This window comes from Phyllobacterium sp. K27, assembly GCF_054796155.1.
Genome location: NZ_JBTWND010000003.1, coordinates 699,815 through 723,883, shown reverse-complemented (window position 1 = coordinate 723,883; position 24,069 = coordinate 699,815). Strand labels below are relative to the sequence as shown.

Here is a 24,069-nt window from a genome sequence, read left to right as displayed (position 1 = left end):
TGTGCCATTGCAAGTCCGGTTTGAGCTGGTCTGAGTTGTGCTTTGAAATGCCAAAGAGCTATACTTGGATGAGAAAAGAACGTAATGTTTCTGAAACGATACAGAAATTGTTCACCAATTGAGGACGGCTTTAATCGCCGAATAGTATGAACGCAAAAGATCCGAGACGTGTTTCCGGTACCGAAACAGCTGAACTTCCCGAAGGTGAACGTCCAACTTTAAAGACGATAGCCTTTATGGCAGGGCTGGGTGTGACAACGGTTTCACGTGCGTTGAAGGATGCTCCTGAGATTGGTCGCGCAACCAAAAATCGTGTGCAGTTGATCGCCAAACAGATTGGCTACCGGCCAAACCGTGCCGGCGTGAGACTTCGTACCGGCAAGACCAATGTCATCAGTCTGGTTCTCAATGCGCAATCTGAAATTATGGGTCTGACGTCAAATATGGTCTATGGTATTTCAGAAGTATTGTCGCAGACGCCTTATCATCTGACCGTTACACCTTACTCGCTTGAAAACGACCCCATGCAGCCAATTCGCTATATCGTCGAAACTGGTTCTGCAGATGGTATCATCATGTCACGGACGGAGCCTGATGACGTTCGCGTTCGTTATCTCACCGAGCACGGTATCCCGTTCGCTACACACGGGCGAACGGAAATGGGCATTGAGCATCCGTTCCATGATTTCGACAACGAGACGTTTGCCTATAAATCAGCCAAGAGCCTGTTGAGCAAAGGCCGCAAGAAAATTGCCATGATGGCAGGCCCGACCGCAGAGGTAACGTATCACAGGCATCTTGAGCGAGGTTTCTATCGGGCGATCGAAGAGGGTGGTGCGCAAGCCATTCTGGTGCCTGACATCAACGTCGATACATCGCTTGGCCGCATCCGGGATCGAACGGAAGAAATCATGTCTGGTCAGAATCGTCCGGATGGAATTGTCTGTTGTAGCGGAAGCGCTGCTATTGCTTTGGTTGCAGGAATTGAAGCGGCGGGACTGAAAATCGGCAGGGATGTCGATCTCGTATCCAAGCAATCAACTGATGTGTTGAAGTGGTTCCGACCCGAAATCATCGTGTTCAATGAAGATGTTCGTCACGCCGGACGTGAACTGGCACGCGCAGTTTTGCGCCGCATCGAAGGAGTGGATGCGCGCGAGTTGCAAAGTTTGAGCTATCCGGAGGAATAGCACTTGCCACATATGCGCGCTATTATGTAGGAGCCACCACCGAGCGTTGGACGGCTACTTTTTGTGATGTCACTACGGTCATTTTTCCGGACTTAGGCAGCAATTGCAACGCGTGATTACGCGCCGCCTTTCGGTTATGCGTATTGCTTCACATAGATTTCGGGATCGAAGTCAACCCGCTTTGCCTTGCCGTCAGGTGTCTTCAAGACCAGCTCGACACCGCCTCCAATGGAGTGCATGTAGCGTACTACTGAGGAAAGGAGGACATCGTCAGCGCTCTCGATCTTCGAGACGGTATTCTGCGTCATAGCGGCACGAGTGGCAACTTCCTGCTGTGTTGCATTCATCACCTTACGCACTTCAGCCAGAGCCTTGCCCAAGCGACGCGCTTCGCGCTTTTCGTCAAGGCGCGAACGAACGTCTTCCGGGAGTTCGGCGCGTAGCGCCTTCCAGTCATTGCTCATCTTTTTTCTCCTTCAGCCACGAATCGAAACGCGGGTCAGCCTTGCTTAATAGTTGTTTGAAAAAGAGCTTTTGGTTCTTACCTTGCTTCTCCCGTCGCAAAGGATAATGGCAGCCTGGGCGGGGTCAAAGGCAAAGGCAAAACGCAACACCTGCTTTACAAACGTAACTCTGCTCTCTTTCATATTGGCGTGGCCGGAACCCGAAAGCGTATCCACCTCAGGGCGACCCAAGAACGGGCCATCGTCTTCAAGGCGGTCCAAAACCTCGCCAACCATTCTTTCAACCCCATTTCCAACTCCTTTGGGAATGAAGGTGGGATGGAGTTTCACATCGTATGAGATTGTCTACACCAAAATATATCTTCAAAGATATAAAGTTGAGCCTGAAAGGCACTCGTCGGGCGCATGGAAGAGCTTCACGGCTTCCCGCGAGGGAGGGTTATGGCTTGAAGGGCCGCGTAGAGAGACGGCCCGAATACTTCAAGCAGTCATAAAGCCACCGCCAGATTTTGCATTTGCGATCCAAGGCATGACCGACGCAGGGTCTTCAAGTATCTTCGCTTTACGTGCGAAGCCTTCGAATGCTGAATGCGCCACGTTCAAGGGTTTGTGGCCATCGAACACCTCGCAGCACGTGCGCCAAGCAGTTTCATGAATAAGGTCGCGTTGCGGTTCCGGCCAATTGTCCAGGAATTCAATAGCATCTTCAAGCGTCGCAATTTCTCGCACAATTCGTGAACCATCTTTTACGAAGATCGGGCTCTCAAAATAGAAGTTCGTCAATTCCTCCAGAATGGTGAACCGAAAAATGGTTTGGGTTATTCATGCTTTTCCTGATGATTTTACGCGGCGACGCATACATCCGCCTTTCGCTCTGCGTAATATCTCGGAGATTGTTTCAGGCGGTGAGTAATCTCGAACCATCTGAGATTTAATTGTCTTGAGCAGCTCCGGTGGAGCTACACGATTAACAGAGGTCCTTTGAGTCAATCCTTCCATGTTTTGCCACTCCCTGAAGAATAACAAACTGCGCCAGCGTGCGAGTACGCCGGGTAGCATTCTGGGTTGTTTGGATGACAATTTTATAATTCTGAGCAAAGCGTATTTCAAGAGTTTTGTCGTAATTTTCAGTACCATGCGGATTGGTAAAGTGGTCTTCTCGTCTGGCTCATAAGCACGAGGCCGTCGGTTTGAAGCCAGTTAAAGCTTTTCGCGCGCATTCTTTCGAGCAAGAACGTCCTTAAGCGGACGGTCATTGACTTTAGTCTTTGTCGGGCGCGTGGCCTTTAACGTTGCTTTGTGAAGAGCAGCCTCATCAACAAGTTCGATATCAATGGTTGCCTTTGCGATCAGACTTTTGCTGGTATGCCGTCCTACCCGGTTGGATGCCGCTTTAAACCGGGGGATGGCTTTGCGTTTAGCCTTGTTGTTCTCTCCGTAGGAATCTCGGCAGTCCTTCTCCAGTGAAAGACGTTTGTCTTCTGGAGGAGAGCGGTCAATTCGGGTTTTGGTGTTACTCATTATTGACAAACAATAACAAACTCTTGATCGGACAAGCCGCTCTGTCCTTCCGGATGGGGAACCGCCATTGCAACGTTCGCGCACAAGATCATTTGCAACGCACAGCCAATCTGAGTGCGATCTATCCTCAAATGCGTTCTATGAGTGCATTCCCAATGTCATCGAAAGTTCCCGATATGAGCTTTACCTTCCCCCTGAATTGAAGTTCCTCTAATACTTCACCCCAAATTTGCATTGCCAATCCCGACATCTGGTCAAGCAAAAGGTATGGTCGAACCATCATAGTATCATGGGCTAGGAGCGTTTCATCGCTGAACCTGCTTGCATCAATGCATTTCATTGTATTGTCCCAGTTGGTCCTTAAGGGCGATCGATAAATCAAAAGCTGCACTGTCCTTCGGGATGGGGCGACGCTTTTTTCATAGTTTGCGGTATCTGCGGCCCGCACACGCTTTGATCGCGTCAGAAGCGATAGCGTATGCCGATCGTATTGGCGTTGGATGTTTCACCCATATCGCCGAAAGTGCCTCCACCCCCGGAGCGGTGATGCAATTGCCATGTTAGTTCAAGATTGGGTGCACCGCGCCAGCGGAACGACAATTCCGGTCCCAGGAAGCCAATGAATGTGGCATTGCCGTCATAGCGCTCCTCACGCCCCTTTTCGATTTCCGTCTTTCCCGTCACAGCGCTCAGACCGGCCGTGAACGCTGGAGAGATCAACAGATCGCCGATGACCAGACCCTGATGTTTTAGGCGCGCTCCCGCCCAGACCTCTGCTGATGTATCATCATCCTCGCCAAAGCGGATGGCTGCGCCTGCCACACCGCCAAGTAGAAAACCGGCGCCAATATCGAAGACATCACGACCGTAGGTTGCACCAATAATATAGTTGGACGTGTAGTCGGTCGTGAACAACCGTAGGGCACCGCCAGCGGTATCGGTTGTAAAGGCACCGCCAAGCAGGGTGACATCATTTTTTGTCGGTTGCTGCCCGGGTTTCAGAAATGGATCCGAAGTGGCAAAATATATGAAGGGTTCGACCTTCGACTTGGTTGACACATCGGCCGCGACAGCGGCGTTTAACGGTATCAATATAAGCGTTGAAAAGTACGCGATTTGCTTGAACGCTTTGAAATTCATCTGCTGACCCCCAAGACGGTAATCATGTGTGCGAATCAACCGCTAGTCCTACAATTCCGCGATTATGCCTTCACGCGCAACTCTGCGTTTAAATATTTTCTTGCGCCAGATAAACGGGCCAATCAAGTAATTCAAAATGAGGCGTTTTTTCCAAAATTTTTTTGCCTGAATCCTTGAATTCAATTTGGCCAAAACTAAATCATTTTGCGTCGATCGCTAAAGTAGGATCGATACCGCTGGAGGCGTCAACTTCGGCGTCTCAGCGTCATGTTGCTTCAAGGAGGATATGGCAATGACAGCAAATTCAAATTTCGCTCCACTGTTCCGGTCCAGTGTTGGTTTTGACCGGGTGTTCAATCTCTTGGAAAACGCTCAGCGCGCAAGGTCGATAAGCGACTGGCCGCCCTATGATATCGCAAAGACGGGTGAAGACACGTACAGGATTACCGTCGCTGTTGCAGGCTTCTCCCAAGATGATCTGGATTTGACCTATCAATCCAATCTCCTCACGATCATCGGGAAGAAGGAAGAGTCGCAACATTCTGAGTATCTTCACCGAGGCATTGCCGGGCGACCGTTCGAGCATAGGTTCGAGCTCGCTGATCATGTGCGTGTAATTGGGGCGGGGCTGGAGAATGGTCTGCTTTCAATAGAGTTGATCCGAGAGGTTCCAGAAGCCATGAAACCACGCAAGATTTCAATTGGCATAGAGAAAGCCGTCTCGGCATCGAAGGAGTTGGCGAAGCCAAAACATCAAGAAGCGGCCTAGCATAAGCAGCCGGGGAGGGCGCTAAGAGTGCCTTCCCTTTATAAAGGGAACAACTGTCATGATGGAGAAGTATTTCATGAGGCCCGTTTCCATCCTGGTTGGCCTCGGCGTACCGGCAGATATCCACTCAGTTATGGAAGCCTACCAGTTATTGAATGACTGGCCAGTCCATAGCCGGGATATTTCGCACAGCCTTGCGTTAAATGCTTGCAAGGGTGTGCTGACGGGCGCCATTGAAACTGAAACGGCCCGTGGGCTGTTTGTAGCTTTCGCGATGAAACACGACTTGCTTACGCCGAAGCTTAACCCATCAATCGAACATAGGCGTGGGGGAATAAGCTTGCGAGTAGAATAAAATCAGAGACGCGGCGACTCGTGAAACTCGGCGAGGCTCAAATCAACACGCCACGACTGAGGCCAATCATCGAAGCTTTCAATAGCCGCTGCGTCACACAACAGTGTATACAATGGTTCCGCAGGGAAATCGTTCAATCGAATAGCCAGCTTGCTTCCATCTGGAGCGACTGCCGTATAAACGACCTCTACATCTTCCGTTTTCATCCAACGAATATTATGTTTCAGAAAAGATTTTGCGCTCATTGTTCTATCATATGCCGGTTCATGTTTTCCGCCTCAGGCGCGCCGTCGCATCTTTTCCTTGCGCCACTTCTCCAGCTTACCCGTTGGCTGTGGCCGTCCGGGAGCGTCGATATAGATATCAGCTTCCTTCGCAGCTTCAATGAATGCCATGCGGGCGACACCGGCGACATGCAATCGTCAGAACTTTCGGCGGTTTGTATCCACAACCCTCACTTGGTCACCGGGCCGGTGTCACTCATCCGGGTTGTCGACCTCACAGCCAATACCATGGCATCCTTGATAGTTGCCTTGAGTGTCAAAATTCGGATTGCCGTCTTTGTCGTACTGGGGCCGGTCATCGATGATGCTAGACCCGGCAGTGGATTCGAGATCTTTCAGACGCCTCCGGTCTCTTCGATCCTGTCGTTCCAAGTCATCCATTGTGCGCCGCTGGTCGTCGGCGCGTTTCTGGTCTTGATCCATCATGCAATCAGCAAAGCGGTTTGTTCCCTGTTGATAGCCGTATGAAGCGCACTTATCCTGATCCATTGCTCGCTGGTCTTCAGAGCTGACGCAACCGGCAACAGCCAGCGGCACAAGCGCGATCAGAAAATATCTCATCTTGAAACTGGGCATTCGTCCCCTCCAGATTGTTCGGCCGGTTCCGCACATCAAACATTCACATGCACAACGTTGTCAATCTATCCGCTCGTCTCTGTCCTTCGGGATGGGGCGGCGTTGTTTCGTTAATTCCCAATTGGTTTTCACATAACAGCAAGCAATCGAAATCACCAGTCTTCAGTCGCGGGGTGGTTCGGAAGGCACGAGCCACATAGGACCCAAGGTAACCGCGAGCGGTCATTGTAATTGTAGGTGGGAACAGCAAGCTGCGGTTGATCCAGGGTACCGGCGTAAACTGCGATCTCATCGGAAGCGTCATAGATCAAGGCAATCGGAGTGCCGCAATCTCCACAGAAACTCCTCGTTGCCAAGGGTGATGACCGACGCTGTTTGGGTAATGATGATTCCCAGTGGAGGTTTTCGGCTTTAATCCAGCTTAGAACAGCAAAAGGGCTCCCTGTGGCCCGTCTGCACATGTCACAGTGGCAGAGATGGGTTCGCTCTAGTGCCGTTGCGTGAAACCTTACGCGGCCACATAGACAACCACCTTTTATAAGGCCAGGTTGTTCCGTCATATGGCCTTCCTTGTCCCTTTGAAAACCCATCAACCAAATTTGTTATAGGAGCAGTCGCCCTGTCAAGCCCTGCGCTGCTCCTTCCCCTTGCGCCACTTCTCCAGCGCCAGGTGAAATCACTTCCTGCCTAGTTCGGCTGCGGATTCTTCGACCAGTGATCGATGGAGGAGTCATCAAGGTATCGCCCTAGCGAACGAAGATGTGCGACGATCTCAAGTATGAGATGGTCCCGATCACCATACTTTTCCTTTATTCGCCCCAACTCGGATGCCACCTTATCGTAGTGTTCGTCAGGGATATCAGCATCGCCAACCACGTACATGTCGTGACCGATCGCACATATATCGCACCCGGATTTTATCACCTCGTCAATGAAATCTGGGATTTCGCTTTCAAGCATTAATCTCTGTCGTTTGTCTGCCATTTGTTTTTCCTTCATGGTTTTGGCCTTTCCGCGCCGCTCTGAAAGACAAACCATTAAGGCAGGTGTTTCGAAACTTTCTACTGTGTAATTCTACAGTGCCGATCAACGTAAAGCTGGGCACTTCGATGAAAGGGCCATGGGAACTGATTCATTCTACCCGCATTGAGTCCTGTCACAGGAGTGAGTGTCATGATGAGACCAGCCATCGTCGGTCCCCTGACCGAGATAGAATACGAAAGCCCGGAAGAGCGTCATGCCCATTGTATGGAAGCTCTCCGCGACCGTTTTCTTGAAGAAGTATCAACGCGAGAAATGCAGGCAATTGCAGATGAGGCCCAGCTGTCGGGCTGGGGCCTCATGGAAGTGCGGCGGGCAATTGACGCTCTTGTAAAAGAACGCGCGCGTTTGGCGGGTGCAGACACGTGCGAATAAATGGCGGCTGGGACTTCGTTGACTGTGACGAACTCAGCCCTCAGGCTTTTCTTTCGATTTGCCCGTCTTTCATTTCAAAAATGCCGTCCTGCCCACCTTGCGTGTTGAAATCGCGTTCAAGCTCTGCCCAACGACCAATATATTGATTGCAGGTGCTGCAAAAAATCGGCGTGTCGCCAGTAACGTTGTCAGGAATCGTCAAATAAATCGTGCCGCAATCTTTGCAATCTAGTTTGTGGTCGAGTCTTTCCATTTCTCTGTCGCCTCAATGAAGTAAAACCCGTCTTCACTAGCGATATCATCATCGCTAGTGGCTGGCATGCCGCGTGTGCGTGCAGCATCTATCAAGCTCATTTCCCGGCTCATCGCCAATGAGCTTAACGTGCTCGCACAGTGTACACCGCTGTCAAAGAACGTCATGACGCACCGCGCCAGCCGGTAACGTTGCACAGATGGACTTTTTCCAATGTGTTGAATTGCAAGTTCGTAGGCTTTCGCCATCATGTCCCAGTCGCGGGACGTGTACTTGTTAGCATAGATATTATTACGAAAAGGCATAATCGTGCTCCTCCCACTAGGCTAAGAGTACGCATCACCTCTCAAGCATCAACCGCCGGTTGCTTAGTGTTGGTGCCGGATGAAGTATATGCTTCACAGCGAATGAGTCCATGCCTTGTCGGTTAGGGAACTAATTCGGTTGCGGCATGTTCTACGACTAATAGAGAGGCAGGCTTGTGGATGGTGACGAAGCAAAAAAGAATCGAACCGATGCGAGTAACCTGCGCTTACAAATGCAAACGCTGATCTTCGGGCAGGCGATGCGCTCCGCACAGGGGCCTATTGAGACAGATGGCTATTTCAAAGGTCTATTGAAAAAGCTGGATGAAGCTTAGAAGAGGCAATGGTGATTTTGATCGCTTGCGTATATTGGAGATCGCGCGCTTTTACGTTTAAATATCCGAATGTTCGTTTCCATATGCGAGCATGGGGCACGAGTTCTTGCTTGCATGAACACTCGATTGGGAGACAGTGCGATCAAGACTGAAACGGAGAAAACATGTTTGAAACGCTTCGCAGCGACTTCCGGGTTGCCAACCTTTGCTTGGCAACGCTGCTTTTAGCTGCTGCCATTCCACATACCCATGTGATTGCACAAGGACTGGATGCACCTGATGCAATGGAAAAGATCATCGGATCGGATGTCCGTGAAGAGGAAGCTGCGGCATCCGATGATGAAGATGACATCGTGGAGGCAATCAAGAAAACTGCCGACAATATAAACATCGTTAAAATGATAACGAATCTTGATGCGATTAAGATTGTGTTTCTTTCGGATGCAACCGATGTTCATGGTGGGCCGCCGCCCAAAGTTGAAGCCAGCTTGAATGAATCCGACGATGCAATTCAGGATTTGCGACGAGAGCTTGAAGGCAATGCTATGCTCTACCATGCCATCAATTCGCGTGGCATTTTAATGCGCGATGTCTTGGCAATAAAATTTGACGGAACGAAAACGGCCGTCGTTTATGCCGCTGCCAAGCCAACGCAGTGAACTCGGCCTTTTGAGCGTCCCCGATAAATATTGATGACACCATCCTTGAGGGCAGGCTGACATTCTGCAAAGCGCTCCGGGTGGCAGCGGTCGACGCGTGGTCGCATTCTGGGGCTCCTGAAGCAGATTCTGCTCTCCCGGATATTCGATCTCCGGTTGTACGCAAGCCAGCGTCTTTATCGACCGCAAACGCTTTTTAGCTGCCATGATAGCCCACCAGCATGCGCGTATAACGCGGCACCCAATTGCCTCTTCTGCTCTATTCAGGCGTTATCCATTCGTCTTCAAAGGCTTTCAGGAACTCGGGCCGGACCACTTCCTACGTTTGTAGCAGAGACATCGAACTTTCGGCATCGGGTTGGGCGCACTCTTACGCTCGTGTAGGTTTTTTACCACCGGTGTTCTTGCTCAATGAGGTCGATACGATAGAAATCGAAGAGGCGGACTTGTTAACTTTGGGATACGGATATTTGGCTAACGCGTGGGCGGTCCTGAACGACATGCACGCACTCATTCGACAATCTCTATCGCCTGATCAACGTTTTTCAATGCGTGAAGTTAGTTTGCATGGAGCCAAATACTGGCAACTTCCCGCAAGGTAATGTGGTAGGAAACGCAAAGCGCCATATGCTCTGATGGCTCAAATCCGGCGCATTGGAGGGGCAGTATTTTCACCGGGTTTCATTTTCCTACCGAGACTTTTATTCGGCAAGGCGCGACGGGGGCGAGATCACTGTCGTTCAAGAGGCGAGCTTACAACCAACGACGCGAAAATATCGGTCGGCTGATAGTGGGACAGTCGATGCAAATTCTATAATGATTTCAAGGGGCACAGAATTGTCCCACTCTGTTGTAACCTATTGAGCTGAAATGCTTTCCGGTGAACCTCCGGGCCCACCATGCTATTCGCGAGCGGCGATTATTTGGGCGGGACCTGCTTCCGAAAAGCATTGTAAAAACATGAAGCATGAAAATGTCCAGAAGCTCTCTAACCAATTGAAATTGTTCAAAAGAAGCACTCCGCGCCTAAGCGCATCGATCTTCCTAGCGACCTCGTCACGTTTGGTCTTTAGTTCATCAGCAATTTGCATGGCAACTCTCTCTAAAAGCACTGCTTTTAAAGTAGTGGATCAAACCTGCGAAGTCTGGTGGTGGGTCCTACATAATAGCGCATATGCGAATTGGGGAACGCCAAGGTGGCGTTCCCCAAATTCTAATTGTTCTCGCTCAAAATTTCGCGTTTGCCCACATGGTTTGCCGGGCCGACCAACCCTTCTTTTTCCATGCGTTCCACAAGTGAAGCGGCACGATTGTAGCCAATCTGGAGACGGCGCTGGATGTAGGATGTCGAGCATTTTTTGTCGCGCAGCATGATCTTGACCGCTTGGTCATAAAGCTCGTTTCCATCTTCGGAAGCCATATTGCCTTTGTCAAAAACGGCACTATCGTCGCTTTCAACCTCTTCTTCCTCGCTCTCATCCGCAGTCACCGTATCGAGATAAGTCGGCTGGCCTTGCGCTTTCAGATGCGTCACGACCTGCTCGACTTCTTCATCGGAAACAAATGGACCATGAACGCGGGCGATCCGGCCGCCGCCGATCATATGCAACATGTCACCCTGGCCCAGCAACTGCTCAGCGCCCTGTTCGCCCAGAATGGTGCGGCTGTCGATTTTCGACGTTACCTGAAACGAGATGCGTGTGGGGAAGTTTGCCTTTATGGTGCCAGTGATCACATCGACCGATGGCCGCTGGGTTGCCATGATGAGGTGGATACCGGCGGCACGTGCCATCTGTGCAAGACGTTGGATTGCTCCCTCGATGTCCTTGCCGGCCACCATCATCAAGTCAGCCATTTCATCGACGATGATGACGATGTAGGGCATTGCCGTCAGGTCCATTTCTTCCTGCTCATATTCAGGCGTGCCGGTACCCTTGTCGAAGCCGGTTTGAACCGTACACATCACGGTTTCACCCTTTTCGCGGGCGCTGGCGACGCGTGCATTGAAACCGTCAATATTGCGCACACCAAGCTTAGACATCTTGCGATAGCGGTCTTCCATTTCGCGGACAGCCCATTTCAATGCCATGACAGCTTTCTTGGGGTCGGTAACGACAGGAGTAAGCAGATGCGGAATGCCATCATAGATCGACAGTTCAAGCATCTTCGGATCGACCATGATCAAGCGGCACTCATCCGGGGTAAGACGGTAGAGCAAGGACAGGATCATCGTATTGATTGCAACGGATTTGCCGGAACCCGTTGTACCCGCCACCAGCAGATGTGGCATTTTGGCGAGCTCAGCGATCACCGGCTCGCCACCTATGGTCTTGCCAAGGCATAGCGCCAGTTTGAATTTGGTCTTGTCGAAACTGTCGGATTCGATCATTTCCCGCAGGAAAACGGTTTCGCGTGTCGTGTTGGGCAATTCAATACCGATAACATTGCGACCTGGAACAACCGCAACACGCGCAGACAATGCCGACATGGAACGCGCAATATCGTCAGCAAGACCAATGACGCGCGAGGATTTTACGCCCGGCGCAGGCTCAAACTCATACAATGTGACCACAGGGCCGGGGCGCACATGGATAATCTCGCCGCGGATACCAAAATCTTCAAGCACGCTTTCCAGCAAACCGGCATTCTGCTCCAGCGTTTCCTGCGAAATGGTGATCGTATCCCGTGTGGTGTGCTCCTGCAGCAATTCGACAGGGGGCTTTTCGTACCCTGTATGGACTGGTGCCATACGAGTCTCGATACCGCCTACGATGGCAAGTCGTCTCTGTGGTGCAAGCATCTGCGCAGGTGCGGGTACTGGCTGTGGAGCAATCTCGCGCCGCTGCACAATGACTGGCTGCTCTTCGACAGGAGCAACGGTGGGCTCGTCCACCACGGCTTCTACAACCGTCTCCAGCGTCTCGTTGACGGTCAACGCGGCGTTCGGCTGATTTTCTGATTGTGACGGCGCAGACAGGGCCAAAGACTGCGGGTCTATAGTTTCCGCAGCAAGCGCCTTTTTACACTCTACGATACGGAAACGGGCAGTGATCTCGTCAGGACTATATTGTATCTTTCTGGGGCGCACATAGGCGGTGAATGTTGGAGCTGCATCAGCGATCGCACCCATAGTTTCCCAGAATGCGAAGTCCGACACATATGCATAGGCTGAGGTGTCTTTGGCCGGTGGAGGCGCGGCAACCGTACTTGTGTTTTTTTCTTCGGTTCGGACCGGCGGTACTTTGCTCACTGAAACCGGTAAACGTTCAGGTTGCACGTAGCTCTGCACAACGGGTGGACGTGGCGGAGCCACAGGTGCCTTCACGCTTATAGGAGCGGCATTCTGTGTCGTGGAAACTTGTGCGGGCCTATCGACAGGCGGCTCTTTGCCTTTTTGCAACTCACTGTCTGGCGTGCGGGTAAAGCGGACATTTTCAGACAACGAGAACATGCGCTTTGAAATCGGGGCTGTCGCAGAATCCGGCAATACATAGCCAGCGCTGTGCAACCGCTCAATGGGATGCGCAGGAGCTTGCGCAACTGGCGGAGCGGAACGGCGAACGTTAACCGGAGCATAAGCTGGTGCTGCCGGAGCTGACTTGTGCGTCGGGGCATTTGCAGGAGGCGTCTGACTTACCTCGGTTGCGTCATAGTCATCTGATTTTATTGGGAAATTTGTTCTGGAAATGTGCATGATGCCTGCGAACGAAACGGGATGAAGTGACCGGAATTGTGCAGCCTTAGGAATAGAAAATGAAGGTTAACAACTCTCTACCGAGCGTCGTTTTCTCGTCGCTGCGCGTGCGGAAAACACAAAAAAATATCCCGGAAGCGAACTTCCGGGATAGTGTTCAATATAGAATCTGTGCAGCTTTGGATCAGCAGGCCATCAGGCCTGGCGTTGCAGCAATGCCCCGGATGTGTGTGCTGCATCGTTGGTGCCGTCGATTCCAGTTGCAACGACTGAAACGCGGAAGACACCCTCCAGAGCATCATCAAATGTTGCGCCGAGAATAATATTTGCCTGATCGTCAACTTCTTCCCGAATGCGGGTAGCGGCTTCATCGACTTCAAACAGTGTCATGTCGCGACCACCGGAGATGGAGACGAGCACGCCCTTGGCACCCTTCATCGATTCAACATCAAGCAACGGATTGGCAATTGCAGCTTCTGCGGCTGCCTGCGCGCGCCCTTGGCCCGTGCCTTCGCCGGTACCCATCATGGCGCGGCCCATGTCGCGCATCACGGAGCGAACATCGGCAAAATCCAGATTGATCAGTCCTTCGCGTACCATCAGGTCGGTGATGCAGGCGACACCCGAATAGAGAACGCGGTCTGCTATGGCGAAGGCATCGGCGAATGTCGTGTTGGCGCTGGCGACGCGGAAAAGGTTCTGATTGGGAATGACAATCAGCGTGTCGGCACTCTCGCGCAAGGCTTCAAGACCTTCCTCGGCCATGCGCATGCGCCGGGTACCCTCAAACGAAAACGGCTTTGTCACCACGCCAACGGTAAGGATGCCTGCGGACCGTGCTGCACGCGCGATAACAGGGGCTGCACCTGTACCGGTGCCGCCACCCATACCGGCCGTGACGAAACACATATGCGTGCCCGTCAAATGGTCCATGATTTCGTCAATGCTTTCTTCGGCAGCAGCGCGCCCGATTTCCGGGTGTGAGCCGGCACCGAGGCCCTGCGTAACATTTGCGCCCAATTGTATAATTCTGGTTGCCTGGGACATCGACAATGCCTGCGCATCCGTGTTTGCAACGATGAACTGGGTTCCTTGCAAGTTTTCGCGGATCATGTTGTTGACCGCATTGCCACCACCACCTCCAACGCCGAACACGGTAATATTCGGCTTCATCTCGGAAATTTCCGGCTTTTGAAGGTTGATCGACATGGGTGCAATCCTTGTTCCGCGCCGCTTGTTGTCATCGGCGTACAGGTCTAAATCTCAAAACATAGCGTCCGTGAGAATCAAAACTGACAATATCCCGGAGCGGCGGCAAAGAATCAGAAGGAGGTTTGCGGCGCAAGCCCTGAATTGGTCACTTATCGTATCGCCTATGTTTTTCTTGGTATTTCTGGCTGGACACGGTCTCGAAAAATCAAAGTCAATAGCCTTGCACATCGATCCTTTCCGGATGCATTCCTCACTGAACCATTCTAGTCTTCCCCGGGATTCGGCCACACAGAGCTTCATGAAGGAACGTTTCAATGTCTGATATTTCCGCCTTGCACCCGATTTCGCGCCGATCCCTTTTGGGTGGTATGGCCGCAACATCGGCACTCTTGTTGCTCCATCCATTTTCAGCGCGGGCAGCATCCAATCAGGCACATCTACGGCTGATGGAAACCACTGACATTCACGTGAACGTCTTTCCCTATGACTACTACGCCGATAAGCCAAATGACACGATGGGATTGGCCCGTACTGCGACAATCATGGATTCAATTCGTGCTGAAGCCACAAACTCGTTGCTTATAGACAATGGTGATTTTCTTCAGGGCAATCCAATGGGCGATTTCATCGCCTATCAGCGCGGCATGAAGGAAGGCGATGTCCACCCCATCATCAAAGCCATGAATGTTCTCGGCTATGACGTCGGCACGCTCGGCAATCACGAATTCAATTACGGTCTTGATTATATGTTCAAGGTCGTTGGCGGGGCGAACTTTCCTTATGTCTGTGCAAATCTGACCAAAGGAAAGTTAGCCAGCGATCCCAAGCAGGATGAGCTTTTTTTCAAACCCTATGTGATCATTGAAAAGATCATCAAGGACGGTTCCGGTGCGGAAAGCCCGGTAAAGATCGGATTTATTGGCTTTGTGCCGCCTCAAATCATGTTGTGGGATACCAAGAATCTAGAAGGAAAGGCGCAGACGCGCGATATTGTCGAAGCAGCCAAAGCCTGGGTGCCTGCCATGAAGGAAGAAGGCGCTGATATCATCATCGCATTGTCTCATTCCGGCATTGATGGCGCAGCATTGTCCGATCGCATGGAGAATGCCTCGCTTTACCTGGCCGGAGTTGAAGGCATTGATGCAGTTTTCACCGGACACCAGCACCTGGTTTTCCCGGGGCCGAGAAGCTGGGAGGGCATTGCGGGTGTTGATCCCGTTAAAGGCACATTGTCGGGCAAACCTGCTGTCATGGCCGGGTTCTGGGGTTCCCATCTCGGACTGATCGATTTGCTGCTCGAAAAAGATGGAAAGAACTGGAGAGTCGCTGACTTTACGGCAGAGGCTCGTCCGATTTACCATCGTGATGACGCAAAGAAGGTTGTGGCAGACGTCGCCGACAAACCTGAAGTAGTTGAGGCTGCCAAAGCTGAACATGAAGCAACACTGACTTACGTCCGCACACCCGTAGGAAAAACGTCAGCGCCGCTTTATTCCTATTTCGCGCTCGTCGCGGACGATCCCTCCGTTCAGATCGTGTCTCAGGCGCAAACCTGGTACATAAAGCAGATGCTCAAGGAAACGGAATACAAGGATTTGCCTGTTCTATCGGCCGCAGCTCCATTCAAGGCTGGTGGGCGTGGCGGCGCTGACTATTATACTGATGTTCCCGCCGGTGATATTGCCATCAAGAATGTTGCAGACCTCTACCTTTATCCCAATACGGTGCAGGCGGTTTCCATCACTGGCGAGCAGGTCAGGAACTGGCTGGAAATGTCGGCGGGTATGTTCAATCACATACCGGCAGGGTCGAAAGATGCAGCCCTGCTCAATGCGAATTTTCCATCCTATAATTTTGATATTATCGACGGCGTGATTTATGAAATCGATTTATCGCAGGAACGCAAATTCGACAATGACGGGCAGGTTATCAACCCTCAGGCAAACCGTATCCAGAATCTTCAATTCGCGGGCAAGCCGATTGATCCCGCCCAAAAATTTGTCGTTGTCACCAATAATTATCGTGCTGGCGGCGGTGGTAAATTCCCCGAAATTGCTGCGGACAAAGTGATTTTTGTAGCGCCCGATACAAACCGCGATGTCATCGTGCGTTTTATTGTTGAAGAGGGAACGATCAATCCGTCGGCGGACGCCAATTGGACTTTCAAGGCGCTTCCTGGCACCACTGCGATCTTTGAAAGCGGCCCCAAGGCGAGGCAATTCCTTGGCGATCTGAAAAGTGTGAAGATTGAAGACGCAGGTGATGGTGCAGAGGGCTTCGCCAAATTCCGGCTCGTTTTATGAATGCATTCGCAAGGGCCGATGCGTTCATGGTAACAAATGAGCCATTAGAACCCTCCCGCTTTATTACTATCGGGAGGAAGCGAATGGGTCAGAACAACTTCGGAAAACGGGCGCGGCTTCTCTTTGCCACCTGTGTGGTTCTGGTCTTTGACAAGGCTTTCTTTCCTACAGCTGATCCCATGATAGGAGTTTGCTCGGCCTCGGTACTTTCGCTATAGGTTTCATTGCCCGTCCGTTGGGTGGCGCAACATTCGCCATGGGGCTTCTGGACCAGCTTTCCAATTGTTGGTGGTCCTGCCGCCAACGTTCTGGCAGCAGCCACGATCAGCTTTCTAACACTACGGGCTGAATGGGCCTACCTCGTGCCGACCTGTGTTGCTTTTCCAAATTCAAGCAAATGCTTGGATCGACTTCTTTTGAGGATTTGTTACGATAAGTGCACGACTCCACGATTGAAATCTAGTTAAAGCAGGTGCCGCCATGAGCAAATACTATTTTGTCGGAAGTGGGATTGCATCACTGGCCGGTGCAACATTTTTGATCCGGGACGGCGGCATTTCAGGCCGCGATATCGTCGTCCTCGAGGAATCCCACCAGTTCGGCGGTGCATTCGATGCCCATGGCGACGCAGAACACGGCTACTATATGAGTGGTAGCCGAATGTTCGAAGCAAAGTACGAATGCACCTTCGATCTGCTCGCCTCGATCCCTTCCGTGAGCAACCCGAACATTTCGGTTAAGGAAGAGACCGATCAGGCAAACGCAAAATGGCCCTGGTACAACAAGGCCCGCCTCGTCGATCGCGACGGCAACATTCCCGACTTTCACAAGATGGGTTTCAGCGAACGCGATCGCGTTGACCTCGTCAAGATTATGGCCGAGCCCGAGAGCTTCCTGGACTCCAAGCGCATATCGGATTGCTTTGAGGAGCATTTCTTTCAGACCAATTTCTGGTTCGAATGGTGCACGCTGTTCGCCTTCGAGCGCTGGCACAGCGCCATCGAGTTCAAGCGCTACCTGCTGCGCTTCGTTCACCATTTCTCGACCATCGATACACAGGAGAACATTTATCGCAGCCTGTATAATCAGTACGACAGTTTTGCCGTACCCTTGGTCAAATGGCTGAAGGACCGCGAGGTCGACTTTCGATACGGTGTCCGCGTCAATAATTTGGGCTTTACGTCTGGAACCGACGCGATCACGGTGAAGAGCATCGAGTGCAGCAAGGAGGGTGTTTCGGACCATATCGAAATCGCCGACACGGATCTGGTCTTTGTCACCAACGGCTCAATGACCGCCGACAAGGTGTTCGGATCGATGAGCAAAGCGCCGCTGATCGACCGCAGCAACAAGTCAGGCGCATGGCGACTGTGGGAGACGCTCGCGGAAGGTCGGCCTAGCTTCGGCAACCCCGCCGCCTTCAACGGTAATATCGCGGAATCCTCATGGATCTCCTACACCGTCACGGTCAAGGACCCGCGGTTTATCGAACTGATAGAAAAGTTCAGCGGGCGACCGGCAGGAAGCGGCGGCCTGATCACCTTCAAGGATTCAAACTGGTTGATCACTATTTCGATCTTCCATCAGCCGTTCTTCCCCGGGCAGCCGGAGGGCGTTTCGGTATGGTGGGGGTACGGTCTGTTCCACGACCGGCCAGGCGATTACGTCAAGAAGCCCATGAGCGAGTGTACCGGTGCCGAAATCCTTGAGGAGGTACTCGGTCATCTGCACTTTGCCCAAGCGGACAAGGACGCCATTCTTGCCGCCTCCAATTGCATTCCCTGTACCATGCCATACATCACAAGTCAGTTCATGGTCAGGAAGGCTGGTGATAGGCCGAAGGTGGTTCCAGAGGGCTCGACCAATCTCGCCTTCATTGGACAATATGCCGAGCAGCCCGATGACGTCGTCTTTACCGTGGAGTACTCAGTTCGGAGCGCAATGACCGCCGTGTATTCGCTGCTCAAGCTGAACAAAAAGCCGCCACCGGTCTACAAGGGTCTGCATAGCCCCCAGGTCATCGTCGACGCCATTCGCACGTTGCACCGCTAAAGGACCGCCGGGAGGGAAAAGGCATTGCGGCTGCGACGGGCTGCCGCTCAAACCACAAAGGTAACTTACCTTGGCAAAAAAGGTAAGCTTTTGACCAAAAAGGTCACAACTGACATTCCCATGGCCGTACGTGGACAATTTAATCCTCATTATACATACAGGAAGCACTTTATGTTAAATTATGGCCCCCTTTATCGATTGATAAGTCTTTTGTCCCGTGGGAGGCTGCGAATTGGGAGCCACGCCAAGATTTTATACAGACTGCGATTTCGATGGAGAGCAGGCAGCATCCAAATTGGTGAAAAGTTTTCAACCCGATGTGGCGTTGTTATTGATGCGCAGAGCGGGCATATAGAGATTGGCAACAATGTTTCGCTGAATGATTATACCATTCTGCTGGGTCACGGCGGAATCAAAATCGGAAATGACGTAAGAGTTGCTGGCCAAGTCTTGATCGCCTCCTTCGACCATAATTTCGAGGATACCTCACAACTTATTCGAAAGCAGGGCCTGTCGCGGAAACCAGTAATTATCGAGGATGATGTTTGGATCGGCGCAGGTGCGAAGATACTTGGTGGCTCACACCTATCGATGGGCTGCGTAATCGGAGCGAACAGTGTTATAAAGGGAAAAACGAAGCCATATGGGATTTACGTTGGAGTTCCCGCGAAACATATCAGACAGCGTGGTAGGCTTGTCGAGGGCCAGGCTCGACTTGCCCTGGATTAGTAGAGAGATAATCCCCCGTTTTTAACGGCTATCTGATGCACACATCCCCGAGCAGCCAGCATTTCCTTTAAAAGACTGATTCACTGAGTGCTCATTTGCTCAGGAGTTGAGATGGACATCAACGGTTATTGGTGAGCGGGCGTTTCGGTTTGCGCCTGTAATGGCCGAATGGACAGGATTATTGCCATGGTCGCACAGAGCATGAGTCTTAGTCGTTGACGTACGTTCGTTGTTCATTATCAGATATTGCCTGGTTCCTTTGCATCGTTTTATTGTTCCAGAGCGGCATCCCAAGCAATTCTGATACTTCAGGGTCCGTCGTATATACCGGGAATCCTCTCTCCAAAAGCCTGACCAGAACTTCACTGTCGGTTTGAACATGGAAGCGAGAAAGATTCGCGTCATTGTAAATATGGCCAGCGGAATTTGGATTAATGCCAGTTATAATAACCGCCGTTGCTCCATTATATAGAGCAAATAGAACAGCAATTACTCCATTTGAACATTTCGAGTGCTTGTCTTGCTCGAACATTTTGATACCGCTCACCTTTTCAATGAGGGCCATTCGCTTATAACGATTTACAATTTGTAGATCTGTATAACGATAATCAAAAGTTTCAAGTTTTTGCTCAAGGCGCTTTCGCCCTTTGCGCCAAAGGAGCACATAAAGAACGCCCGTGCGCTGACCCTGAAGTACACGTCGGACATGTTCAGCGTTCGTATTTGTACCTTCGAGCTGTCGGTGTTGCATCAGCGTTATATGAGGCACTTCGATACCCCATGTTCTCGTGACGGCCTGAGATCCATTGATTGTTATTACTCGAAACGTGTCATCAAAATCCGCCGGCATGTGCGATACTGGGGCTGAACCAACCACCAACACAGGTCCATCAAAGCGAATCGGTGCCGTGGGCGGCTTCGGCTGACGAACTAAGTATTTAAACTTCCTGAATAGAAGTTTCGTGGCATCTGCCAGCGATGCCCTCATCCATCAATCTCCAATTGCATATGCGATCTATTCACGAGACCTCCCCGTTTAAACATTCTGTCCACGTTGCACTCAGCGCCCACGTATGGCAAGTCTACCCGCTCTTACACGTCTATCCACGAAGCGACCACTAAGCATCTGCGAGAAAAAACACTTGAAGAGAAATATCCGGCTGGTGTCACCAAAATCAGAAATCGCATTTCCTTATTCTGCGAACGAGAGACAGCGTTTGGACCCGGTTTCACGGACAGTAACTCACAAGCTCCTCAGTCGCTGGCGAACGTTTCAAACCAAGAAGAAGCCAAGCGGAACTGGCCTGATACCACTCAATTCCAACGGTATCAAACCGCTCGTTGCCTCCGATTTACCCTTGATATTTCTGACCCGAAATAGTCTGCGCTTTTTGGAATCTTTTTTGACCCATTACCGCGGACTGGGGATCACACGGTTTCTTTGCGTCGACGATCAATCAACTGACGGCACACGAGAGAAACTTCTGAAAGAGCACGATGTCGAACTTTTTGGCTCTGATATTCGATATCGCGAGGCAAAAGGTGGTTTGTTGTGGCGAGAGGCTATCATTGGCTTATACGGGACACAGCGATGGTATATGAATGTCGATTGCGATGAATACTTTGTTTATAGTGGGTACGAAACAAAGAAGCTCCCTGAGTTTATTCTGCGTTTGGAAGCAGCCGGCATTCTCCATTGTCCAGCACCCATGATCGATTTATACCCAGAAGATTCGATCTGCTCTGCTGTTTTCAATGGTACGAATAATTCGATGCCTTGGACAATCGCTAACATGTTCGATCGGACGGGCTATCAGCTTTTTCGAACCAGCTCTGGAATGATCATGTCTGGTGGCCCGAGAGATCGAATTCTGGGACGTCCTGCGATCCACGATGAACTCATGAAGTATCCGCTGGTCTACGTCGAACATGGCACCACATTTAGTGTAAGTATACACAAGCCTTGGCCATTTACCCGAAATTTTTCTCCGATAGTTGGTGCACTCCTGCATTTCAAATTTTTCAATGAGACCGAAAATTTGATCAAGGAAGCTATAAGAGATAATCAATATTATAAGGGCTCCCGTTCATACAAGAGCATGTTAAAGGCGCTGGATGAAGGGAAACTTGTTAATCTTAAGTCGGACATCTCTGTCGGTTATGAGAACTCACAGCAACTGGAGACGCTAGGATTTTTTAAAACGCTTTTCTAACCATCAATACAACAAAAACGGCAGCGGAACATGGATCATCCTTGAGACTTGTTATAATTGCGAGAACACATATTGCTCCGTATGTATTCTTCCCTTAGGTTACACGTAAGTTCCGGCGGTTTATTTCTCGCCGGTCCCGTTTCGGATGCTTGAGATAGTCGAACATACGCGTGGAATTTCAATGAACATTTGGCTCGTATACTGTTTGGGTAGCATTTCTACAGTTCTAATGCTGAAAGCAGCTTGGCATTGGCATTCTGCATCTGAGAGCTTAACCCCAGCTGATTTAGCCGGAATGTCTGATGGCAGAGATGTGGTTCACGATTTGATCAACGACATGTTGGCCCAAAGTGCGTCAAATGCGAAAGGTGCACTTTTTGCTTCGGTGTCTGCAGTATTCGGTTTTGTTGCGTTGGTAGCGTCTCTTTATTTTATTGGATCGCGGTTTCATCCTTCCTAACTCCAGCAGAAAGTGGCCCAAAAGGACTTATTGTCTCAGAGTTGGCTGACGAATATTCTCAATGATTGCTAAGAAGGTATACGAGCACTTGGAAATGTGCCGTCTGGGTTCCACAGTAGCTTTTCTGATTGGACCATCGATCAGTCGCAGCGATCGGGATGTTGGTTAGAAGGTTGCAAGTGATGAGATTTCCTCGATTTGAAATCGTGACTAAAATTCGCAGATCAATAATCTATCGGTTTGGGCGATATCAACCGTCTGCACATCCTTTTAGATTCGATGGACCCGTTGTTGTGGTCGGTTCGGCTCCTGTATCAAACGTGCCGGAAGGCTTCGACAATCGGTTTTTCGTAATTTCGGTAAACGGCTCGCAGGTTGTTGCCGGCACTTGGGGAAATCAAAAACCCGATGCAACTTTTATGCAGTTCAATCAGATCGAAGGGCAGACTACAAATGCTTTGCATGTTCGGGAAGTACTGCGTGGCAAACAAACGAGTCTCTTGTATGTTGTTCGCTGGTCCAAAAGCCTAAGGAGCCTTCAAAAGGGATTGGCTGCGTTCAGATATTCCTACGATGAACTGCGTGTACTAAATCGCTACAACCGCATGGCATTGTATGAAACAGTTACGGGGAACCTTAATCTCGAAATTGATGATGATATGAAGTTTTCCAACGGAATCACGGCTGTTTTATATGCTATTACAAATGGTGCCGGAGCGGTGATTGTCACGGGAATAAACCCTTCTTCATCTGGACATGTTTATAATGACGCAAATCTAAAGCGCCTACATGCCAACACCGACAAACAAATTTTAGAATCGCTCATTGATCGAGGCTATCAATTGTTTACGGCTGATGCGGATGTGGCAAAAGAGTGCCGAATTCCTCTTTGGACTGCCGAGACTTTAAAAAGATTTGAAGAAACAAATAAGCGGATTGAATAATGGCATTGGCCGACGTGCTGTTAGAAGTATCTGTCGATATCGTCGAAGGTTGAAAGATTTTGTACGTCGTGATCGGTAGAGACTGAGCGGCCGGATAAGAACTGCCGTCGTTGTCGAGCGATCTTGGCTTATTAATTCGTGGTAAAATGAAACGAGCTCGTTGGACTATTAGGCAGCAAGTTCGAGCCATCATAATCTTCCAACGAGCTCGCGATGCAGTCGACAGCTAGAGGTTTCTCCGCACGCGGACGGTGATCAGCTTCTTGCGTCTCGAAGCAGGTAAGTCACAGCAATGCATCGCTATATCTTAAACCCTTTCCTCCCACTCTTTTACTTTGTAGGAAGCTGCCCCATATTTTATCTCTCTTAGAATAGCCTTGAACTCCGTAACCGGGGAGTCAGACTATCAAATGGGTTTCCAGCCAGGATGCAGCTCATCTGCCTCGGCACGCCATTCGTCCGCATAATCGACATTTTGCCAATCCTTAAACCAGGGGCCGCCATTGGTGTAGTGAACGGCGTTTGGATAGCCTCGCTGCGGCTTTTGGTTCCACCCTTCCAACCAATTCCACTCGACCGGCATTTCACCGATTTCTTCGTCTTTGGCCCATTGCATTCGGTGTAAGTATGCGCCGCTTTCCTTATTAATCAGCTCTGGCGTCAATTTTCGTGTAGAGGGGTGGTCGCAGTTAAACAGCATAAACGATGACCAATTTTTTCTCGGGTAGCTGGTTTGGATTTGCCCATCCATTTTGGTGCCTTCCTTTGGCGTATAGTCATGCTTAACACAAACCACGGCCTTGGTTTCATCTCGATACTGCAGCAGTTGTGCTACATCGGAAAAAAAGAGGAAGTCGCAATCACAAAATAATGCCCAACCCTTATATCCGGCGAGCAAAGGGGTAAAGAAGCGAGAATAGGTAAATTCTGTAGATGCAAGGGGATCGATCTCGCGTGAATAAACGCCGGAATCAACAAGCTCGGTCAATTTGATCGGTATGACGCGAACCGGAATAGTAGCGTGCTTCAATATTGTACGTTCGGCGACGTCGAAGGCAATAGGTTCCCGTGAGTCCCAGCCGACATACACGTCAAGTTCATTTTGCATTGGTGCCTCGCTTCAATGGTCTAGAATCAGATGACCTTATGACAGAATGCTTAGAAAGAAAACTTCGCCTCAGGTGGACTCTACGAA

Annotated in this window: 26 protein-coding genes and 2 pseudogenes; 13 read left to right on the top strand and 15 right to left on the bottom strand. The window is 50.6% G+C overall.

The window, feature by feature from the left end; all coding sequences use genetic code 11:
* The first annotated feature begins 146 nt into the window (after window positions 1-146).
* A complete protein-coding gene (locus tag ACYJL1_RS21350) occupies window positions 147-1,190 on the top strand; it encodes a LacI family transcriptional regulator (protein ID WP_460899125.1) in 1,044 nt (347 codons plus the stop codon).
* Between the two features lie 134 nt (window positions 1,191-1,324).
* On the opposite strand, the gene ACYJL1_RS21345 is transcribed toward ACYJL1_RS21350, so the two are convergent.
* The 5 genes from ACYJL1_RS21345 to ACYJL1_RS21325 form a co-directional block, all read right to left on the bottom strand.
* The gene (locus ACYJL1_RS21345) at window positions 1,325-1,654 is read right to left on the bottom strand and encodes a helix-turn-helix domain-containing protein (RefSeq protein WP_460899124.1); all 330 of its coding nucleotides are present in this window, start codon (window positions 1,652-1,654) and stop codon (window positions 1,325-1,327) included.
* Between the two features lie 45 nt (window positions 1,655-1,699).
* Window positions 1,700-1,930, bottom strand: a complete 231-nt coding sequence (locus tag ACYJL1_RS21340; RefSeq protein WP_460899123.1) for a type II toxin-antitoxin system RelE/ParE family toxin — start codon at window positions 1,928-1,930, stop codon at window positions 1,700-1,702.
* A 204-nt stretch (window positions 1,931-2,134) separates the two neighbouring features.
* A complete protein-coding gene (locus ACYJL1_RS21335; RefSeq protein ID WP_460899122.1) occupies window positions 2,135-2,437 on the bottom strand; it encodes a DUF982 domain-containing protein in 303 nt (100 codons plus the stop codon).
* A 417-nt stretch (window positions 2,438-2,854) separates the two neighbouring features.
* Entirely contained in the window at window positions 2,855-3,175 is a 321-nt protein-coding gene (locus ACYJL1_RS21330) for a hypothetical protein (protein ID WP_460899121.1), read from the bottom strand.
* Window positions 3,176-3,637: 462 nt separating this feature from the next.
* Window positions 3,638-4,315: a hypothetical protein gene (locus tag ACYJL1_RS21325; protein ID WP_460899120.1), complete on the bottom strand. Its 678-nt coding sequence runs from the start codon at window positions 4,313-4,315 to the stop codon at window positions 3,638-3,640.
* Between the two features lie 292 nt (window positions 4,316-4,607).
* Between ACYJL1_RS21325 and ACYJL1_RS21320 the strand changes: the two genes are divergently transcribed.
* Both ACYJL1_RS21320 and ACYJL1_RS21315 read left to right on the top strand, forming a co-directional pair.
* Window positions 4,608-5,084 carry an Hsp20 family protein gene (locus ACYJL1_RS21320; protein ID WP_460899119.1) on the top strand — a complete coding sequence of 159 codons (477 nt, stop codon included), beginning with the start codon at window positions 4,608-4,610 and terminating at the stop codon, window positions 5,082-5,084.
* Between the two features lie 58 nt (window positions 5,085-5,142).
* Complete coding sequence (locus tag ACYJL1_RS21315) at window positions 5,143-5,439, top strand: DUF982 domain-containing protein (RefSeq protein WP_460899118.1); 297 nt, start codon at window positions 5,143-5,145, stop codon at window positions 5,437-5,439.
* Window positions 5,440-5,441: 2 nt separating this feature from the next.
* Here the strand turns inward: ACYJL1_RS21315 and ACYJL1_RS21310 are convergent, their stop codons facing one another.
* The 4 genes from ACYJL1_RS21310 to ACYJL1_RS21295 all read right to left on the bottom strand — a co-directional run bounded on the left by ACYJL1_RS21310 (window position 5,442) and on the right by ACYJL1_RS21295 (window position 7,283).
* Window positions 5,442-5,684 carry a hypothetical protein gene (locus ACYJL1_RS21310; protein WP_460899117.1) on the bottom strand — a complete coding sequence of 81 codons (243 nt, stop codon included), beginning with the start codon at window positions 5,682-5,684 and terminating at the stop codon, window positions 5,442-5,444.
* 231 nt (window positions 5,685-5,915) lie between these two features.
* Window positions 5,916-6,299 (bottom strand): hypothetical protein, encoded by a 384-nt coding sequence (locus tag ACYJL1_RS21305; protein WP_460899116.1) that lies wholly within the window; start codon window positions 6,297-6,299, stop codon window positions 5,916-5,918.
* Between the two features lie 152 nt (window positions 6,300-6,451).
* Window positions 6,452-6,859 carry a GFA family protein gene (locus tag ACYJL1_RS21300; protein ID WP_460899115.1) on the bottom strand — a complete coding sequence of 136 codons (408 nt, stop codon included), beginning with the start codon at window positions 6,857-6,859 and terminating at the stop codon, window positions 6,452-6,454.
* Window positions 6,860-6,986: 127 nt separating this feature from the next.
* Window positions 6,987-7,283: a hypothetical protein gene (locus ACYJL1_RS21295; RefSeq protein ID WP_460899114.1), complete on the bottom strand. Its 297-nt coding sequence runs from the start codon at window positions 7,281-7,283 to the stop codon at window positions 6,987-6,989.
* 189 nt (window positions 7,284-7,472) lie between these two features.
* Here ACYJL1_RS21295 and ACYJL1_RS21290 point away from each other — a divergent pair, with 189 nt between their 5' ends.
* A complete protein-coding gene (locus tag ACYJL1_RS21290) occupies window positions 7,473-7,715 on the top strand; it encodes a hypothetical protein (protein ID WP_460899113.1) in 243 nt (80 codons plus the stop codon).
* A 40-nt stretch (window positions 7,716-7,755) separates the two neighbouring features.
* Here ACYJL1_RS21290 and ACYJL1_RS21285 read toward each other — a convergent pair whose 3' ends face one another.
* Both ACYJL1_RS21285 and ACYJL1_RS21280 read right to left on the bottom strand, forming a co-directional pair.
* On the bottom strand, window positions 7,756-7,968 hold the full coding sequence (locus tag ACYJL1_RS21285) for a hypothetical protein (RefSeq protein ID WP_460899112.1): 213 nt from the start codon (window positions 7,966-7,968) through the stop codon (window positions 7,756-7,758).
* Window positions 7,944-8,273 carry a hypothetical protein gene (locus ACYJL1_RS21280; RefSeq protein ID WP_460899111.1) on the bottom strand — a complete coding sequence of 110 codons (330 nt, stop codon included), beginning with the start codon at window positions 8,271-8,273 and terminating at the stop codon, window positions 7,944-7,946. The genes ACYJL1_RS21285 and ACYJL1_RS21280 overlap by 25 nt, the downstream gene beginning before the upstream one ends.
* Before the next feature lie 176 nt (window positions 8,274-8,449).
* On the opposite strand from ACYJL1_RS21280, the gene ACYJL1_RS21275 reads away from it, so the two are divergent.
* Window positions 8,450-8,608 carry a hypothetical protein gene (locus tag ACYJL1_RS21275; RefSeq protein WP_460899110.1) on the top strand — a complete coding sequence of 53 codons (159 nt, stop codon included), beginning with the start codon at window positions 8,450-8,452 and terminating at the stop codon, window positions 8,606-8,608.
* A 164-nt stretch (window positions 8,609-8,772) separates the two neighbouring features.
* A complete protein-coding gene (locus ACYJL1_RS21270; RefSeq protein ID WP_460899109.1) occupies window positions 8,773-9,267 on the top strand; it encodes a hypothetical protein in 495 nt (164 codons plus the stop codon).
* A gap of 1,213 nt (window positions 9,268-10,480) precedes the next feature.
* On the opposite strand, the gene ACYJL1_RS21265 is transcribed toward ACYJL1_RS21270, so the two are convergent.
* A complete protein-coding gene (locus tag ACYJL1_RS21265; protein ID WP_460899108.1) occupies window positions 10,481-12,961 on the bottom strand; it encodes a DNA translocase FtsK in 2,481 nt (826 codons plus the stop codon).
* A 231-nt stretch (window positions 12,962-13,192) separates the two neighbouring features.
* Window positions 13,193-14,170, bottom strand: a pseudogene (gene ftsZ, locus ACYJL1_RS21260) (cell division protein FtsZ); the annotation flags it as partial.
* Window positions 14,171-14,487: 317 nt separating this feature from the next.
* On the opposite strand from ftsZ, the gene ACYJL1_RS21255 reads away from it, so the two are divergent.
* The 4 genes and pseudogenes from ACYJL1_RS21255 (at window position 14,488) to ACYJL1_RS21240 (ending at window position 19,257) form a co-directional block, all read left to right on the top strand.
* Window positions 14,488-16,476, top strand: a complete 1,989-nt coding sequence (locus ACYJL1_RS21255; RefSeq protein WP_460899107.1) for a bifunctional 2',3'-cyclic-nucleotide 2'-phosphodiesterase/3'-nucleotidase — start codon at window positions 14,488-14,490, stop codon at window positions 16,474-16,476.
* 83 nt (window positions 16,477-16,559) lie between these two features.
* Window positions 16,560-16,735 (top strand): annotated as a pseudogene (locus tag ACYJL1_RS21250) (MFS transporter); the annotation flags it as partial.
* 221 nt (window positions 16,736-16,956) lie between these two features.
* Window positions 16,957-18,528: an oleate hydratase gene (locus ACYJL1_RS21245; RefSeq protein ID WP_460899106.1), complete on the top strand. Its 1,572-nt coding sequence runs from the start codon at window positions 16,957-16,959 to the stop codon at window positions 18,526-18,528.
* A gap of 24 nt (window positions 18,529-18,552) precedes the next feature.
* Window positions 18,553-19,257 (top strand): acyltransferase, encoded by a 705-nt coding sequence (locus ACYJL1_RS21240; RefSeq protein ID WP_460899105.1) that lies wholly within the window; start codon window positions 18,553-18,555, stop codon window positions 19,255-19,257.
* 208 nt (window positions 19,258-19,465) lie between these two features.
* Here the strand turns inward: ACYJL1_RS21240 and ACYJL1_RS21235 are convergent, their stop codons facing one another.
* Window positions 19,466-20,245, bottom strand: a complete 780-nt coding sequence (locus ACYJL1_RS21235) for a membrane-anchored protein (protein WP_460899104.1) — start codon at window positions 20,243-20,245, stop codon at window positions 19,466-19,468.
* A 154-nt stretch (window positions 20,246-20,399) separates the two neighbouring features.
* Between ACYJL1_RS21235 and ACYJL1_RS21230 the strand changes: the two genes are divergently transcribed.
* From ACYJL1_RS21230 to ACYJL1_RS21220, 3 genes are all read left to right on the top strand, one after another.
* Entirely contained in the window at window positions 20,400-21,470 is a 1,071-nt protein-coding gene (locus ACYJL1_RS21230; RefSeq protein ID WP_460899103.1) for a glycosyltransferase family 2 protein, read from the top strand.
* 181 nt (window positions 21,471-21,651) lie between these two features.
* On the top strand, window positions 21,652-21,930 hold the full coding sequence (locus ACYJL1_RS21225; RefSeq protein WP_460899102.1) for a hypothetical protein: 279 nt from the start codon (window positions 21,652-21,654) through the stop codon (window positions 21,928-21,930).
* Window positions 21,931-22,112: 182 nt separating this feature from the next.
* Window positions 22,113-22,874, top strand: a complete 762-nt coding sequence (locus tag ACYJL1_RS21220) for a membrane-anchored protein (protein ID WP_460899101.1) — start codon at window positions 22,113-22,115, stop codon at window positions 22,872-22,874.
* 406 nt (window positions 22,875-23,280) lie between these two features.
* On the opposite strand, the gene ACYJL1_RS21215 is transcribed toward ACYJL1_RS21220, so the two are convergent.
* Window positions 23,281-23,982 (bottom strand): glycosyltransferase, encoded by a 702-nt coding sequence (locus ACYJL1_RS21215; RefSeq protein ID WP_460899100.1) that lies wholly within the window; start codon window positions 23,980-23,982, stop codon window positions 23,281-23,283.
* Between the last annotated feature and the right edge of the window lie 87 nt (window positions 23,983-24,069).

Bases quoted from the DNA above. Each gene is read 5' to 3' on its own strand.
- ACYJL1_RS21320 (WP_460899119.1), top strand. From the start codon at position 4,608: ATGACAGCAAATTCAAATTTCGCTCCACTGTTCCGGTCCAGTGTTGGT.
- ACYJL1_RS21295 (WP_460899114.1), bottom strand. From the start codon at position 7,283: ATGGCAGACAAACGACAGAGATTAATGCTTGAAAGCGAAATCCCAGAT.
- ACYJL1_RS21280 (WP_460899111.1), bottom strand. From the start codon at position 8,273: ATGCCTTTTCGTAATAATATCTATGCTAACAAGTACACGTCCCGCGAC.
- ACYJL1_RS21340 (WP_460899123.1), bottom strand. From the start codon at position 1,930: ATGGTTGGCGAGGTTTTGGACCGCCTTGAAGACGATGGCCCGTTCTTG.
- ACYJL1_RS21315 (WP_460899118.1), top strand. From the start codon at position 5,143: ATGATGGAGAAGTATTTCATGAGGCCCGTTTCCATCCTGGTTGGCCTC.
- ACYJL1_RS21290 (WP_460899113.1), top strand. From the start codon at position 7,473: ATGATGAGACCAGCCATCGTCGGTCCCCTGACCGAGATAGAATACGAA.
- ACYJL1_RS21245 (WP_460899106.1), top strand. From the start codon at position 16,957: ATGAGCAAATACTATTTTGTCGGAAGTGGGATTGCATCACTGGCCGGT.
- ACYJL1_RS21305 (WP_460899116.1), bottom strand. From the start codon at position 6,299: ATGCCCAGTTTCAAGATGAGATATTTTCTGATCGCGCTTGTGCCGCTG.
- ACYJL1_RS21255 (WP_460899107.1), top strand. From the start codon at position 14,488: ATGTCTGATATTTCCGCCTTGCACCCGATTTCGCGCCGATCCCTTTTG.
- ACYJL1_RS21220 (WP_460899101.1), top strand. From the start codon at position 22,113: ATGAGATTTCCTCGATTTGAAATCGTGACTAAAATTCGCAGATCAATA.
- ACYJL1_RS21300 (WP_460899115.1), bottom strand. From the start codon at position 6,859: ATGACGGAACAACCTGGCCTTATAAAAGGTGGTTGTCTATGTGGCCGC.
- ACYJL1_RS21345 (WP_460899124.1), bottom strand. From the start codon at position 1,654: ATGAGCAATGACTGGAAGGCGCTACGCGCCGAACTCCCGGAAGACGTT.
- ACYJL1_RS21265 (WP_460899108.1), bottom strand. From the start codon at position 12,961: ATGCACATTTCCAGAACAAATTTCCCAATAAAATCAGATGACTATGAC.
- ACYJL1_RS21270 (WP_460899109.1), top strand. From the start codon at position 8,773: ATGTTTGAAACGCTTCGCAGCGACTTCCGGGTTGCCAACCTTTGCTTG.
- ACYJL1_RS21285 (WP_460899112.1), bottom strand. From the start codon at position 7,968: ATGGAAAGACTCGACCACAAACTAGATTGCAAAGATTGCGGCACGATT.
- ACYJL1_RS21330 (WP_460899121.1), bottom strand. From the start codon at position 3,175: ATGAGTAACACCAAAACCCGAATTGACCGCTCTCCTCCAGAAGACAAA.
- ACYJL1_RS21215 (WP_460899100.1), bottom strand. From the start codon at position 23,982: ATGCAAAATGAACTTGACGTGTATGTCGGCTGGGACTCACGGGAACCT.
- ACYJL1_RS21325 (WP_460899120.1), bottom strand. From the start codon at position 4,315: ATGAATTTCAAAGCGTTCAAGCAAATCGCGTACTTTTCAACGCTTATA.
- ACYJL1_RS21225 (WP_460899102.1), top strand. From the start codon at position 21,652: ATGAACATTTGGCTCGTATACTGTTTGGGTAGCATTTCTACAGTTCTA.
- ACYJL1_RS21235 (WP_460899104.1), bottom strand. From the start codon at position 20,245: ATGAGGGCATCGCTGGCAGATGCCACGAAACTTCTATTCAGGAAGTTT.
- ACYJL1_RS21350 (WP_460899125.1), top strand. From the start codon at position 147: ATGAACGCAAAAGATCCGAGACGTGTTTCCGGTACCGAAACAGCTGAA.
- ACYJL1_RS21310 (WP_460899117.1), bottom strand. From the start codon at position 5,684: ATGAGCGCAAAATCTTTTCTGAAACATAATATTCGTTGGATGAAAACG.